We start from the raw sequence: 14586 nt of genomic DNA, 5'->3' as shown, positions 1-14586 counted from the left end.
ATACCCAGTGGTCGGGCACCAACCACAGAAACAAAGAGGCGCACGCAAAAATATAAACAGGGAATAAAATATCTGAAAATAGAATTGATAGCAGACTCTTAAACATGCTCCTTGTCCTTTAAGTCGTTAGAAATTTCCTCGAAATCCTTATAGAATCCCATTTGCACTTTCGTAATGAGTTCAGACAGGAAAGGCTCAGAAAAGTAGTAAAGCATCTCCAGTTGTGCGGCATAGAGGGTAGCGTAATACTCAGGGTCCAACGTTTTCAGGCGACGGGCAGCAAGAGCGCACTTCTGTTCCGTGCCAATCAGTTGCAGTGCCATCACGACGTTAGGTACGCGGCGAGCAAGGCGTTCGATGACGATTTCTGAGAGTAGGCCAGATTCGGAAAGGGATTTTGCCAGCCCCCATGCTATAGCTAAACGCGCTGCCTTGCTTGTAGGTATGCTTCTAACAAGCCCGGTTACTTTTGAATCCATTTTACGAACGCGATGTTGTTCATTTCCATTTTCAGCATCGGTAATAACATGTTCAAAATAAAGATAGAGCATGTGTGCAATGACATCGTGATAACGATAAAGAGACATAATAGAGAGATACATTCTCTTTTCTTCTGCAAGAAGCTCATCACATGCATCATGATAGATGGGGATTACGCATGATGAGTACCAACTTACACGCTCCACGCCTGAGTAAATATCAGAGCCGATCCCCTTTAATGCTTTCCATATCCCTGCAACCCCTTGCTGTCCATAAATAGCCAACTGCCTGTCACTTTGGAAATTCATCTTTAAATAATCAGATGCTTGCATAATGTATCCATACAGTATTTACGGTTATAGATATATACATTGAAAAGCCGGGTAATTCAAACCAATGAGATTGATTAAGATAGATATTCATATAAGAAATAAGTTAGCCAGTTATTATTTATAACGGTTATGCACGATACACGTTTATTTATATACGGGGTATGGATAGCTTATATTAATTTACGCATTGGGTGTCGTTGACTTGCTAATAATTCAACAGGCATTTTTTTGCTGAGATCAGAAAATAAAAAAACGCCGAGCGGGTTTTTTTGCAGTGTTTGCGGCTGGTGCCCGCAAAGCACACTGAGTTACGTCAACCAGGGTGCTGGTCACAAACGCTACGCCAGGTCTAATGCGTGGCAACTTTAGTTGCCGATCTTGTTTATTAATCCTGCCTTTTTGCCCTCTTCCATTGATCCACGCAATGCTTAATTTGTCATCCCACTGTGGTAGATTCACCCCGCCTTTTGCGCCACAGGCAGTGACTTATTCTTTATCTCAATAATTTAAGAACATATTCAGCGACATGAAAAAACAACGGAACGTTAATTTACTCTTAATGTTGGTCCTGCTGGTCGCCGTCGGGCAGATGGCGCAGACCATCTATATCCCGGCCATTGCCGATATGGCGAAGGAACTGCAGGTGCGCGAAGGGGCGGTCCAGAGCGTGATGGCGGCCTATCTGCTGACCTATGGCGTGTCGCAGCTGTTCTACGGCCCGCTGTCGGATCGCGTCGGTCGCCGGCCGGTGATCCTCGTGGGCATGACCATTTTCATGATCGCCACTGTCATTGCGATGACCACCCATAGCCTGAGCATGTTGATTGCCGCCAGCGCCCTGCAGGGTGTCGGCACCGGGGTGGGTGGCGTGATGGCCCGCACCCTGCCGCGGGATATGTATCAGGGCAGCCAGCTTCGTCATGCCAACAGCCTGCTGAACATGGGCATTCTGGTCAGTCCGCTGCTGGCACCGCTGATCGGCGGCCTGCTGGATACGGTGTGGTCTTGGCGCGCCTGCTACGGCTTCCTGCTGGTGCTGTGCGCGATCGTCACCGTCAGCATGGCGCGCTGGATGCCGGAAACCCGGCCAGCGGATGCGCCGCGCACTAAGCTGCTGACCAGCTACAAAATTCTGTTCGGCAACGGGGATTTTACCTGTTACGTGCTGATGCTGATCGGCGGCCTGGCGGGCATCGCGGTGTTCGAGGCCTGCTCCGGGGTGCTGTTGGGGGCTGGGCTCGGCCTCAGCAGTATGGTGGTGAGTATGCTGTTTATACTGCCGATCCCGGCGGCGTTTTTCGGCGCATGGTTTGCCGGACGCGCCAGTAAACGCTTTTCTACCCTGATGTGGCAGGCGGTAGTGAGCTGTCTGCTGGCGGGGGTAACGATGTGGATCCCTGGCCTATTTGGGGTGATGACCGTCTGGACCCTGCTGATCCCGGCAGCGCTGTTCTTCTTTGGCGCGGGGATGCTGTTCCCGCTGGCAACCAGCGGCGCAATGGAGCCGTTCCCGTTCCTCGCAGGCACCGCCGGGGCGCTGGTCGGTGGCCTGCAGAATATCGTCTCCGGGGCGCTGGCCTGGCTCTCCGCAATGCTGCCGCAAAACGGACAGGCAAGCCTTGGCTTACTGATGACGCTAATGGGCCTGTTAATTTTGCTGTGCTGGCTGCCGCTGGCCTCCCGCGTTTCGCATCACGAGCAGGCGGTGTAATCAGGCCGTCTTTTCTTTAAGCCAGTGGATGAAGGCATCGATTTTTGGCCACTGACGCCCGGACAGGGTCGATACGTAATAGTGCTGGTGGCATTTCAGCGCCTGCTCGCCAAATGGCGCGATCAGCTCCCCGCGATCGAGGCGCTTTTGCACCAGCCGTTTCCGCCCCATCGCCACGCCGACATGGTTGATGGCGGCCATCACCGCTAAATCAGAACGATCAAAACCAATCCCCGACGATGGCGGCAGGTTCACCGCAAAATGTTGCGCCCAGCTAAACCACTCGTCGGTGCCGGAATCATTGCTCCAGGCTTGCCTGTCGTGCAGCAAAGTGCAGTGACGCAGGTTATCGGGGCTGGCAAGCAACTGGTGCTCGCGGGCATAGTCCGGTGTGCAGACGGGCAGTATCGCTTCGTCCATTAAAAAGTGGTGCGCGAGCTGAGTCGGCGGCATATCGTCGAAATAGAGTGCCAGATCGACTCCCGTTCGCTGCATATTGACGTAATCATTGCCGGTCAGGATGGTGAGTGAGATCGACGGATAGCGGCGGGTAAAGTCACCCAACATCGGCACCAGCCAGCACTGGGCAATAGACGGACGCGAATAGACGGTCAGCGTGCCTGAAAGGGCCTGGTTTTTGATGTCGAGGATCTCCTGATTCAGGGTATCCAGCGACGATTTCAGGGTCCAGTAAACGCGCTTGCCCTCCTGGGTCAGCTCCACTTTGCGATGGGAGCGCACAAACAACGCGATCCCCAACTCCTCTTCCAGCAGGTTCATCCGGTGACTCACCGCGCTGGGGCTGATCGAAAGCTCCTCTGCCGCCAGCGCGAATGACTCGTGACGCGCGGCCACCTCAAAGGTGTGCATCTTCGACAGTTGCCAACCGTTCAACAGGCGATGCCTCGCCTCATTCCCCTCGTTCATCTTCGTCACCATTTTTATCGCTGTTTCACTGGTCAGAATACCGATCAAAGGTGAAAAAATGTGAACCAACGAGGCTAAAAAGGCATTTTTTAGAGCCGTGTCACTCAGTTGATTCAATCTGGCTCACCTGAGCCGCAATTTATATCGTTTGTCAGCCAGCGCGGTTTTTTCGTCCAATACCCGCAGATTACTTGAGGGTGAGGTGAGATATGGGATCTCCGGTCTGGGTTGTAGCCACGCTGCTGACAAGCATCGTGCTGATTGTGTTTACTATCGTAAAACTGAAGTTCCACCCGTTCCTGGCCCTGTTGCTGGCGAGCTTTTTTGTCGGCAGCATGATGGGGATGAGCCCGCTGGATATGGTTAACGCCATTGAGAGCGGCATCGGTGGCACGCTGGGCTTTTTGGCTGCGGTCATTGGCCTTGGCACCATTCTGGGCAAAATGATGGAAGTGTCCGGGGCGGCAGAGCGGATTGGCCTGACCCTTCAGCGCTGCCGCTGGCTCTCTGTCGACGTGATTATGGTGCTGGTGGGGATGATTTGCGGCATCACGCTGTTTGTTGAAGTGGGCGTGGTGCTGCTGATCCCGCTGGCCTTCTCGATCGCTAAAAAGACCAACACGTCGTTGCTCAAGCTGGCGATCCCGCTCTGTACCGCACTGATGGCGGTGCACTGCGTGGTGCCGCCGCACCCGGCAGCGCTGTTTGTCACCAATAAGCTGGGCGCCGATGTCGGGACGGTAATCGTCTATGGCCTGCTGGTCGGGCTGATGGCCTCCCTGATCGGCGGCCCGCTGTTCCTGAAACTGCTGGGCAACCGCCTGCCGTTCAAACCCGTGCCGGTGGAATTTTCAGACCTGAACGTGCGGGAAGAGCATACCCTGCCGTCGCTGGCTGCAACGCTGTTTACGGTTCTGCTACCCATCGGCCTGATGCTGGTGAAAACCCTCGCCGAGCTGAATATGGCGAAAACCGGCACCCTGTATACGCTGCTGGAGTTTATCGGCAACCCGATCACGGCGATGTTTATTGCGGTGTTTGTCGCCTATTACCTGCTGGGGCTGCGTCAACAGATGGGGATGGCCACCCTGCTGACGCATACCGAAAAGGGCTTTGGCTCGATCGCCAATATTTTGCTGATTATCGGCGCAGGCGGTGCGTTTAACGCGATCCTCAAAACCAGTGGCTTAGCCGATACGCTGGCGCTTATTCTGTCGGATCTGCATATGCACCCGATCCTGCTCGCCTGGCTGGTGGCGCTGATCCTGCACGCGGCGGTCGGCTCTGCCACGGTGGCGATGATGGGGGCGACGGCGATTGTTGCCCCGATGCTGCCGCTGTATCCCAACGTCAGCCCGGAGATCATCACCATTGCCATCGGTTCCGGGGCCATTGGCTGCACGATCGTCACCGACTCACTGTTCTGGCTGGTGAAGCAGTACTGCGGCGCCAGCCTGAATGAGACCTTCAAATACTATACGACGGCGACTTTTATCGCCTCGGTGCTTGCACTCGGCGGCACGTTCCTGCTTTCTTTCATTATCTAGCGCGAAGAGAACTTTTATGGAAAACGCAAACATCACCAGCTTAGTCGCACAGTATCCTCTGGTTGAGGAGCTGATCGCCCTGAAAGAGACGACCTGGTTTAACCCGAAAGCCACTTCCCTTGCCGAAGGGCTGCCGTGGGTGGGGTTAACGCAGGCGGATGTGGATGATGCCCATGCCCGGCTGGCGCGCTTTGCCCCCTGGCTGGCGCAAGCGTTCCCGGAAACGGCAAAAAATCACGGCATCATTGAATCCGCGCTGGTCGCCCTTCCGACCATGCACTCACGACTGGAAAAAGAGTCGGGCATCACCATCCCCGGCACCCTGCTGCTGAAAAAAGACAGCCATCTGCCGATTTCAGGCTCGATTAAAGCGCGCGGCGGGATCTATGAAGTGCTGGCCCACGCCGAAAAGCTGGCGCTGGCCGCCGGGCTGTTATCCCTCGAGGATGACTACAGCAAACTGCTGGAGCCGCAATACCGTGAATTCTTTGGCCGCCACAGCATTGCGGTCGGTTCAACCGGCAATCTTGGACTTTCCATTGGTATCGCCAGCGCCCGCGTCGGCTTTAAGGTGACGGTGCATATGTCGGCCGACGCCCGCGAGTGGAAAAAAGCCAAACTGCGCAGCCACGGGGTGACGGTGGTGGAGTATGAACAGGATTACGGCGTGGCGGTGGAGCAAGGACGCAAAGCAGCCGAAAGCGATCCGAACTGCTTCTTTATCGACGATGAAAACTCCCACACTCTGTTCTTAGGCTATGCCGTGGCGGGTGAGCGCCTGAAGGCCCAGTTTACCGAACAGGGCCGGGTGATCGATGCGGAACATCCTTTGTTTGTCTATCTGCCATGCGGCGTAGGCGGCGGCCCTGGCGGGGTAGCGTTTGGACTGAAGCTGGCCTTTGGCGACCACGTACACTGCATCTTTGCCGAGCCGACGCACTCCCCGTGCATGCTGCTGGGGGTGTATACCGGCCTGCATGACCAGATTGCCGTTCAGGACTTAGGGATTGATAACCTCACTGCGGCCGATGGTCTGGCGGTAGGCCGCGCGTCCGGCTTTGTCGGCCGCGCGATGGAGCGCCTGCTTGACGGGTTCTACACCCTCTCGGATCAGAGCATGTACGACATGCTCGGCTGGCTGGCACAGGAAGAGAATATTCGCCTTGAACCGTCCGCGCTGGCGGGAATGGCCGGCCCGGTGCGCATCGCCGCATCCGGCAGGTACGCGCTGGAAAACGCCACCCACCTGGTTTGGGCAACCGGCGGCGGCATGGTCCCTGAAGATGAGATGGAGAAGTATCTGGCGAAGGGGCAGTAACCTTAACGGCTCTGGTGCAGCAGAGCCATCAGCTCCATCGGCGAACGGTGATGGCGGGTTAAATCGCGCATCACCCGCATATGCGGGGCAGAATGGCTGAAAAAGGCCAGATACCCCGCGCACAGTGCACTTTTGCCGCCTGTCCGCTGCACCTGGCCCTCGCTGTTGCACAAGGGGCGCGCTATGCAGGTCTGGCACTCCGGGGGTAATGCCGTGTGCTCCCGCTGTGCGCTGGCTGGCAGATCGCCGCGCCACACCGCCAGCGTCAAATCAAACAGCGGCACAACAACACGGCCCATATCCTCCCACACCCAGATATCAAACACTGCCGACAGGAACGTGCCCCACTGACGGTCCGTCACTGCATCCAGCTTAGTGTGATCCAGTAGCGGGATAAACTGCAGAGTCGGTGTGCCCTGCGCACGCAGAGCGCGATACAGCTGCTCTGGCTGTAGGCTATTCTGGCGGTCCACCACCGTCTTAGCGTTGATATGACATCCTGTCATGAAAGTTCCCTGATAAAAGTAATGAGACGATTAATATGAGTAGCAGCAAACAGTAATGCGAGGGATAACACTGCGAGGGCGATCATAAATTTACTACGCACCGATCGAGATGCAGAAAAGTCGTACTGCGCGACGTCCATCAGATTACGGCTGCGGGTGTAGTGCCAGAGCACCAGGGCCACAATCGCCAGCACCCCCAGCGAGACCCAGAACAGCACGCCCGCCTGCTGCCAGTTATGCTTAATCGCCAGCACCATCAGTGCGCCGTATCCCAGCAGCGTGCGAAACCAGGCCAGCGACGTGCGTTCCGGCTGCAGACCGGGGTCAGCCAGCCGACGGGCTTTGCGGCTATCCACCGTACAGCACCAGTCCCATCACAATGACCGCAACAACCATCAAAATCAGGCTGATGATCAGCAGGCTGTGGGTATAGGGCAAGTCCTCTTTCAGGCGCATCGCCTTTTCATTTCGCAGCCAGCGCAGGTAGCCGTAGATCGCCAGCCCGCCGGAGAACAGGCACAGCAGCAGCGCCAGCAGTTGGCGAATAACCGGCGTCGCAAAATCGGGGGCTAACTGGTCGAGCCCGACGCCCGCAGCCAGAAATCCCAGCGCAGTGCGGATCCATGCCAGAAAAGTACGTTCGTTTGCCAGCGAGAAACGGTAATCCGGCGCTTCTCCCGGGAGAGAAATCTTCATGACGACTCCGTATTGCATATCTGTCAGCTGGACAAAATAGCGGCAACCACGGTATTTGTCGAAATGTTTATCCCGCACAAGTCAGGCTTACACGGGAAGATGTTAAAGCAAAGCGTAGAGCGACAAATAACAGGAAGCACTATTTGTCGCTGAATATAATTAGATTAACGATCGCAACTCATCGAAGCTAAAAATACGACCACGATAGCCCAGGCCTGTCGCAATATTATATATTGACAGCCCAATTTTATTATCGGTGTCGAAGACAAAGAACGACTGTTCGGCGCCGAAATAGACATTGTAATAATCCTCTCCCACCTCAAATACCGACGACGTCAGCTCGCTGCGCTGACCCGGAAAAGTAAATTGATCCAGCCGCTGTACCGTGCGCGCATTTAAATCAATGGCCAGAATGGTAGGCAGAGAATCCAGTTCGGCCTCCGTATAAGGAATAGGGTCAGACTCGATATCACGAACCAGCTCAGTGCCTTGCGCATCCGCGCAGGATCTGTTGTTAAACAGAGAGACAACCACTTTATTTTCTCCCTGCCAGGCCTGATATTTTCGGTTCTGCGTAACAAATACCGCATGCTCACCGTTGGGGTAGGTAAAGTCAGCACCGTTGATGACGGCCAGGTGAGATTGCTGTCGAGAGTAGGGAATTCGGGGTTATCGATAATCCATTCCAGATCGCCGGTGTCGATATTTAGCCCGATTATCGTGCAGCTGGAGCGTGAGTTGACCATCAATTGGTTGGTCTGGGGGATATATTCAAGGCTGTTGAAATGGACATCGTTGGTATCCGTATTATCCAACACCATCGCGCCTGAAAACTCAGCCGAGTAGTCCCGCTGCCAGAGAAGTTCCCCACTTGCGAGATCGAATTTGTAGATAATGCACTCAAGTTTCTGTTGATCGTTCCAGTTATCAAGCAACGAGCCAAGCACAAACAGATTGCCCTTATTGTCAGTGGTAATGTCGTGATGAAAGCCGTAGCCCTCGGGAGCCGCGAGCGTTTGAGCGATCTTACCGGCCAGATTGATGCGATATAAACGGGGGGCGAATGCATGTTTATCCGGATCCCAGGTTTCGCTTGCTCGTGCCGACCACAGCGCGTTATCGATGATTTTCAGGTTGCCATACATCCAGGGCAAAAGGCCCGTGAGGCGGAGATCGCCGTTAATGTCATAGCCATTTCCTTCGCTGGTAATAAACCAACCCTGACCCAGCGTGCTATCCGCCATCAGTGGGTCAATAATGTTCACCTCAAGGTTCAGAGGGATATCACCATAGTCCTGATCCTCGGTTGAAAGCATGATTTCAAATGATTCATTTTCATCGTTCTGCGTATACACATTGAGCGTCACGGTATTCATCGCGTCGGCATATAAACCCACCACCACGATGTCGGGATTGACGGTATACTCTTCACAGCTATAGAAAAAATCTGTAGCGGCTGTTTTACCCTGGACTCTGTAATCGAAGCGTATTGCCTGAGGATTATCAAGCGTAATCAGAGCGCTGAGTTTATTTTGATCGTAAGGATTTAAAACGATTTTGTATTTTCCGTTCATGAGCCATTCTCCTTGATAAAAACATTTAATCAACATCAAGGATGACATTACATCAATTAGCCAGTGCCGCTAAATTACTTAGCAAACTTCCTCACAGTTATGCGTAGCGCTACGCAAATAAAGGGTTATTTCACGTGACTGACAATAAATACCTGCGGTTGCATTCACTAAACAAATTTTATATCCATTAATAATCATGTGTTATATATGATTTTCAGCACTACCAATCTCAAGATAGATATCCAGATGAAATTGTATAGCCATTTAAATCATAAAATATCCCCTTTGATATACAGAAACTATTAATCACCGTTTTTTGCATATTGACTCACAAAAAATCAAAAATAATCTTTTAGTGACGACATTTGATTATTACAGTGCATTCGGTTTTTTAATTTTTGCTAATAAAACGCAACGTCATTCCTCTTCAGAACGCTGACGTTTTACTTTTTATTATTACTGGGACGCGACAATCATGGAGGTTACTGAGCTATGTTTTCGGATTTTATTGACGTATTACAGTCATTCCTGACAGAACCCGCTATTTTGATAGGTCTATTAGTGGGGGTGGGATATACCCTGGATAAAAAGCCAGCCATAAAAATTATTACCGGTATGGTTAGCGCCATGGTTGGGTTAATGATGGTGCTATTTGGTGGATTTCAGTTTTCCGCTACCTTTAAACCGGTCGCCGATGCGGTCAGCAAATCCTATGGGATCCATGGCTATTTAATGGACTCGTACGCCATGAAAGCCGCCACCCAAATTGCGCTTGGCGACAACTTTGGCTTTGTGGGATATGTCTTCGTTCTTGCCTTTTTTACTAACCTGCTTTTAGTGGCACTTGGCCGTTACACGCGGGTAAAAGGCATCTTTTTAACCGGCAATACCGGGGTTTCTCACTCGCAGGCGGTACTGTGGTTAATTGTCTTTTGGCTCGGTTTCGGCTGGGTTGAGTCCATTCTCATTGCCGGTGTATTAACGGGCTTGTTCTGGGCCTTTGCCACCACCCTGATTGCCAAACCTGTTGCCAAAATCACTAACAATGCGGGCTTTACCATTGCCCATAACCAGATGCTGGGGATCTGGTTCTTTTCCAAAATAGCCCATTTTTTTGGCGACCCGGAGAAGCATGATGCTGAAAATATGAAGTTGCCCGGATGGCTGGCCATTTTTAACCATAACGTTACCTCCATTGCCATCGTTATGACGCTGTTCGTGGGCGGCTTTTTGTTGTCGACAGGGATCGACAACGTGCAGCTCATGGCAAAGGGTAAGCCCTGGTATATTTATATTATTAATCTCGGCCTGCAGTTCTCCATGTATATGGTCATTCTGCTGCAGGGCGTACGCATGATGGTGGGAGAAATTAACGCTTCATTTAAAGGATGGCAGGATCGTTTTATTCCAAATGCTATTCCCGCCGTGGACGTGGCCGCGCTTTTACCTTTTTCTCCAAATGCCGCAACGCTTGGTTTTATTTTTTGTACCTTCGGCACGATTTTCTCGATGGGCATTCTGCTGTTAACCCACAGCCCGATTATGGTGCTGCCCGGCTTTGTGCCTCTCTTCTTCTCCGGTGGCCCTATTGGTGTATTAGCCAATCGCATGGGGGGATATCGCTCCGTCATTATCTGCACCTTCCTGCTGGGCATTATTCAAACCTTTGGCACCGTCTGGGCGATTCCATTAACAGGTCTTGCCGAAGAGGGCGTTGGCTGGACCGGTATTTTCGACTGGGCAACGTTATGGCCAGCTATTTGTGAAGTGCTGAAATTAATCGCCTCTACATTCCATCTTGGGCCTTATGCAATCTAATTAACCCTACATTTAAAAGGAATCATTATGAAAAACAAAATTAATCTCCTGTTTGTTTGCGGCTACGGTGTAGGCAGTAGCGTCATGTTGCAGACCGTCGTTAAAAAAGCGCTGGCAAAATATGATTTTCAGTTTGAATTTGAAATGGAACATACCGCCGCAGGCGAAGTGGGTGGCTTTACTGACTGGGCGGATATTTATGCTATTTCGAAGAAGTTGATTGATGTTGTGAGTCTGGATCCACGACAGGGGCAGTATCTGATCCCCATCGAAAATATCATGGATGGAGAAACCATCGGGAAACAGATCTACGCGATTATCGAAGCGAATTTCCCGCATCTGCTATCTGCCCGTTAAGGAGCGTCGATGAAAGCGATTATTCTGCTGTTCGATAGTCTGAATAAACACTATCTGCCGCCATATGGGGACATGATCACTCAGGCACCCAACTTTAAGCGCCTGGCGGCCCGTAGCGCCACCTTCAATAACAGCTATGTCGGCAGTATGCCCTGCATGCCCGCCCGCCGGGAGCTGCACACCGGTCGGTATAACTTTCTGCACCGGGAATGGGGGCCGCTGGAGCCGTTTGATGACTCAATGCCGGAGCTGCTGAAAAAAGCGGGCGTTTATACGCACCTGATAAGCGACCACCTGCACTACTGGGAGGATGGCGGCGGTAACTACCATAACCGCTACAGCTCATGGGAGATCGTTCGAGGCCAGGAGGGCGACCACTGGAAAGCCAGCGTCGCCGATCCGGCGATCCCCCAAGTGCTGCGCGTGCCGCAGAAACAGACCGGCGGCGGCGTCTCGGGGCTCTGGCGCCAGGACTGGGTGAACCGGGAGTACATTCAGCAGGAGGCTGACTTCCCGCAATCCCGCGTGTTTGCGGCCGGTTGCGAATTTATCGCCCATAACCACCAGCAGGATAACTGGCTGCTGCAGGTCGAGACCTTCGACCCCCATGAGCCGTTTTATACCACCGAAGCGTATCTCTCTTTGTATCAGGACGCGTGGGAAGGCCCACATTACGACTGGCCGCGCGGCAAAGTGGAGGAGAGCGAAGAGGCGATAGCGCACATTCGCTGCCGCTATCGTGCACTGGTGTCGATGTGCGATGACAATCTGGGACGCATCCTCGACCTGATGGACCAGCACGATCTGTGGCGCGATACGATGTTGATTGTCGGCACCGATCACGGCTTTTTGCTCGGGGAACATGGTTGGTGGGCGAAAAACCAGATGCCGTATTACAACGAGGTGGCGAATAACCCCCTGTTTATCTGGGATCCGCGCAGCGCTCAGCAGGGGGTGAAGCGTGAGTCACTGGTGCAGATGATTGACTGGGCACCCACGCTGCTGGAGTGGTTTAACCAACCGATCCCCGCCGATGTGCAGGGGCGTCCGCTGGCGCAAACCCTGGCCGATGATACCCCCGTACGTGAAGCGGCTCTGTTTGGTGTGTTTAGCGGACATGTCAACGTGACGGATGGGCGCTACGTCTATATGCGCGCTGCGCTGCCCGGGCGCGAGGATGACATCGCCAACTACACCCTGATGCCGATCAAGATGAATACCCGCTTTGAACCCCATGAACTGGAATCACTCTCGCTGGCACCGCCGTTCAGCTTTACTAAAGGGGTTCAAACGCTGCGTATTCCAGCGCGAGAAAAGTACAACGGCGTCAATCATTTCGGGCATCTGCTGTTTGATTTACACACCGACCCACAGCAGTGTAATCCGATTGAGGATAGCGCCGTGGAGGCGCGGATGATTGCCCTGCTGGTGCGTCTGCTGCATGAGAGCGACGCCCCGGCAGAGCAGTTCGCCAGGCTCGGGTTAGCGGCTTAACCCATTCCCCAGAACAGCACCGCCAGCAGCTGCGGCGTGATAATGCGCATAAACATCACCAGCGGATAGACCGTGGCGTAGGAGAGCGCCGCCGCCCCGCTGGTGGCATGCAGGTTGTTGGCAAAGGCCAGCGCAGGCGGGTCGGTCATCGACCCGGCCAGCATGCCGCACAGCGTCAGGTAGTTCATCTTCGTGAACAGGCGCGCCAGGATTCCAACGGTCAGCAGCGGCACGGCGGTGATTATGATGCCGTAGCCAATCCAGCTGATGCCGTCGCCTGCGGTCAGGGTCTCGACAAAATCGCCGCCCGACTTCAGCCCCACTACCGCCAGAAACAGCACGATCCCCAGCTCGCGCAGGGCGAGGTTCGCGCTCGGCGGCATAAACCAGTAAAGCTTGCCGATACAGCCGATGCGCCCGAGGATCAGGGCCATAATCAGCGGCCCACCCGCCAGCCCCAGCTTGAGGGCTACCGGGAATCCCGGAACATACAAAGGAATAGAGCCGAGCAGGACCCCAAGGCCGATGCCGATAAACACCGGCAGCATCTGCACTTGCTGCAGTTTTTGTTGCGCGTTGCCCACCATGTTAGCCACGGCATCAATCGACGCCGGGCGCCCGACCAGGTTCAGAATGTCGCCAAACTGCAGGCTGGCATCCGGGCTGGCGACCAGCTCCACCCCGGCGCGATTCAGTCGCGAGATCACCACGTCATAGCGCTCTTTAACCTGCAGTTCGCGGATTTTTTTGCCCAATACCTGCTCATTGGTCACCACCACCCGCTCGACGCGCATATCGGTACCGCGCGTGGAGAGCGAGGTGTCAACCTCCTGACCAATGACCAACTGGGCGTTATGCAGATCCACCGGCTGGCCAACGAGATGCAGCAGGTCACCGGTAAGAATCACCGTGGCGGGCGATGGCACCATCAGGGTTTGCTCACGTTTCAACCGGGAGCAGATAATGTTCACGCTGTTGAGGATCGGCACATCCTGAATCGCCATGTTATTCAGGTTGGGGTTTTCCACGCGGATGTTGATGGTTTGGATCAGCGCATGTCCGTGGGTGAGCGTCGATTCGTGCTGTCGGGCTTCGTGCTCGACGTCCACGCGAAACAGCAGCCGCACCAGCCACATAGTCAGCAAAATTCCGCAGATGCCGAACGGGTAGGCCATCGCGTAGCTCATGCCCATCTGATCCACGACGCCAGGCTCAATACCCAGATCGCGCAGAATTTGCTGCCCCGCCCCCAGCGCCGGGGTGTTGGTGACCGCCCCGGAAAATATCCCCAGCACTACCGGCAGCGGAATGGCAAAAATCTTATGCAGCAGAGCGGTGACCAGCCCGCCCATCACCACGATCCCGAGGGCAAAAAGGTTGAGCCGCAAGCCTGAGACGCGCAGCGAGGCGAAAAAGCCCGGCCCGACCTGGATGCCGATGGTATATACGAAGAGGATCAGGCCGAATTCCTGGATGAAGTGCAGCATCTCCGCGCTCAGGGTGATGCCAAGCTGGTCGGCAAAGTGGCCGACGAAGATGCCGCCAAACAGCACGCCGCCAATGCCAAACCCGACGCCGCGGATTTTGACATTCCCTATCCACAGCCCAACCACCGCAACCAACGCCAGCACACTGACCGTTAACGCAATTTCACTCATGACGGCATCCCTGTGAATAACAGTAGAGTTAGCAGGGATTCTCGCAGAGGTCTGACCGGTTGTATGGGTGATGGCGCACAAAAAAGCCCCGAGGTAAAAGCAAAACGGTCACCCGAAGGTGACCGTTTTTTAGTGTGTGCGCCCTCTCCCGTGGGAGAGGGTTGGGAT

At 54.0% G+C, this 14586-nt stretch carries 13 protein-coding genes; 6 read left to right on the top strand and 7 right to left on the bottom strand.

From position 1 onward, the window contains the following. Positions 1-98: 98 nt before the first annotated feature. Positions 99-812 (bottom strand): hypothetical protein, encoded by a 714-nt coding sequence (locus tag M8013_RS02120; protein ID WP_271266184.1) that lies wholly within the window; start codon positions 810-812, stop codon positions 99-101. A gap of 526 nt (positions 813-1338) precedes the next feature. Here M8013_RS02120 and emrD point away from each other — a divergent pair. Further along, on the top strand, positions 1339-2523 hold the full coding sequence (gene emrD, locus M8013_RS02115) for a multidrug efflux MFS transporter EmrD (RefSeq protein ID WP_271266183.1): 1185 nt from the start codon (positions 1339-1341) through the stop codon (positions 2521-2523). Here the strand turns inward: emrD and dsdC are convergent, their stop codons facing one another. After that, the gene (gene dsdC / locus M8013_RS02110; RefSeq protein WP_271266182.1) at positions 2524-3450 is read right to left on the bottom strand and encodes a DNA-binding transcriptional regulator DsdC; all 927 of its coding nucleotides are present in this window, start codon (positions 3448-3450) and stop codon (positions 2524-2526) included. It lies immediately after the preceding gene. A gap of 209 nt (positions 3451-3659) precedes the next feature. Here dsdC and dsdX point away from each other — a divergent pair, with 209 nt between their 5' ends. Continuing rightward, positions 3660-4997: a D-serine transporter DsdX gene (gene dsdX, locus M8013_RS02105; protein ID WP_271266181.1), complete on the top strand. Its 1338-nt coding sequence runs from the start codon at positions 3660-3662 to the stop codon at positions 4995-4997. 16 nt (positions 4998-5013) lie between these two features. Continuing rightward, positions 5014-6315: a D-serine ammonia-lyase gene (gene dsdA / locus M8013_RS02100; RefSeq protein ID WP_271266180.1), complete on the top strand. Its 1302-nt coding sequence runs from the start codon at positions 5014-5016 to the stop codon at positions 6313-6315. Positions 6316-6317: 2 nt separating this feature from the next. Here dsdA and M8013_RS02095 read toward each other — a convergent pair whose 3' ends face one another. The 4 genes from M8013_RS02095 to M8013_RS02080 form a co-directional block, all read right to left on the bottom strand. Then, positions 6318-6821: a radical SAM protein gene (locus tag M8013_RS02095; RefSeq protein WP_271266179.1), complete on the bottom strand. Its 504-nt coding sequence runs from the start codon at positions 6819-6821 to the stop codon at positions 6318-6320. Continuing rightward, positions 6818-7177: a DUF202 domain-containing protein gene (locus M8013_RS02090; RefSeq protein ID WP_271266178.1), complete on the bottom strand. Its 360-nt coding sequence runs from the start codon at positions 7175-7177 to the stop codon at positions 6818-6820. The genes M8013_RS02095 and M8013_RS02090 overlap by 4 nt, the downstream gene beginning before the upstream one ends. Continuing rightward, the gene (locus tag M8013_RS02085; protein WP_271266177.1) at positions 7170-7517 is read right to left on the bottom strand and encodes a YidH family protein; all 348 of its coding nucleotides are present in this window, start codon (positions 7515-7517) and stop codon (positions 7170-7172) included. Before M8013_RS02085 ends, M8013_RS02090 begins: the two co-directional genes overlap by 8 nt. 395 nt (positions 7518-7912) lie before the next feature. After that, positions 7913-9091, bottom strand: a complete 1179-nt coding sequence (locus M8013_RS02080; RefSeq protein ID WP_271266176.1) for an aryl-sulfate sulfotransferase — start codon at positions 9089-9091, stop codon at positions 7913-7915. A gap of 492 nt (positions 9092-9583) precedes the next feature. Between M8013_RS02080 and M8013_RS02075 the strand changes: the two genes are divergently transcribed. From M8013_RS02075 to M8013_RS02065, 3 genes are read left to right on the top strand one after another with little or no spacing between them, the layout of a single operon-like run. Next, a complete protein-coding gene (locus M8013_RS02075; RefSeq protein ID WP_271266175.1) occupies positions 9584-10909 on the top strand; it encodes a PTS sugar transporter subunit IIC in 1326 nt (441 codons plus the stop codon). 27 nt (positions 10910-10936) lie between these two features. Then, positions 10937-11266, top strand: coding sequence for a PTS sugar transporter subunit IIB (locus M8013_RS02070; RefSeq protein WP_271266174.1), 330 nt, complete (start codon positions 10937-10939; stop codon positions 11264-11266). Positions 11267-11275: 9 nt separating this feature from the next. Then, positions 11276-12760 carry a sulfatase gene (locus tag M8013_RS02065; protein ID WP_271266173.1) on the top strand — a complete coding sequence of 495 codons (1485 nt, stop codon included), beginning with the start codon at positions 11276-11278 and terminating at the stop codon, positions 12758-12760. On the opposite strand, the gene M8013_RS02060 is transcribed toward M8013_RS02065, so the two are convergent. Continuing rightward, positions 12757-14418, bottom strand: coding sequence for a putative transporter (locus M8013_RS02060; RefSeq protein ID WP_271266172.1), 1662 nt, complete (start codon positions 14416-14418; stop codon positions 12757-12759). The two genes, M8013_RS02065 and M8013_RS02060, sit on opposite strands and share 4 nt — an antisense overlap. Positions 14419-14586 lie beyond the last annotated feature (168 nt).

This window comes from Silvania confinis (assembly GCF_025564085.1).
Classification (GTDB): Bacteria; Pseudomonadota; Gammaproteobacteria; order Enterobacterales; family Enterobacteriaceae; genus Enterobacter; species Enterobacter confinis.
Note: the sequence above shows the minus strand (reverse complement) of the source record. Positions and strands in the feature narration are given on the sequence as shown.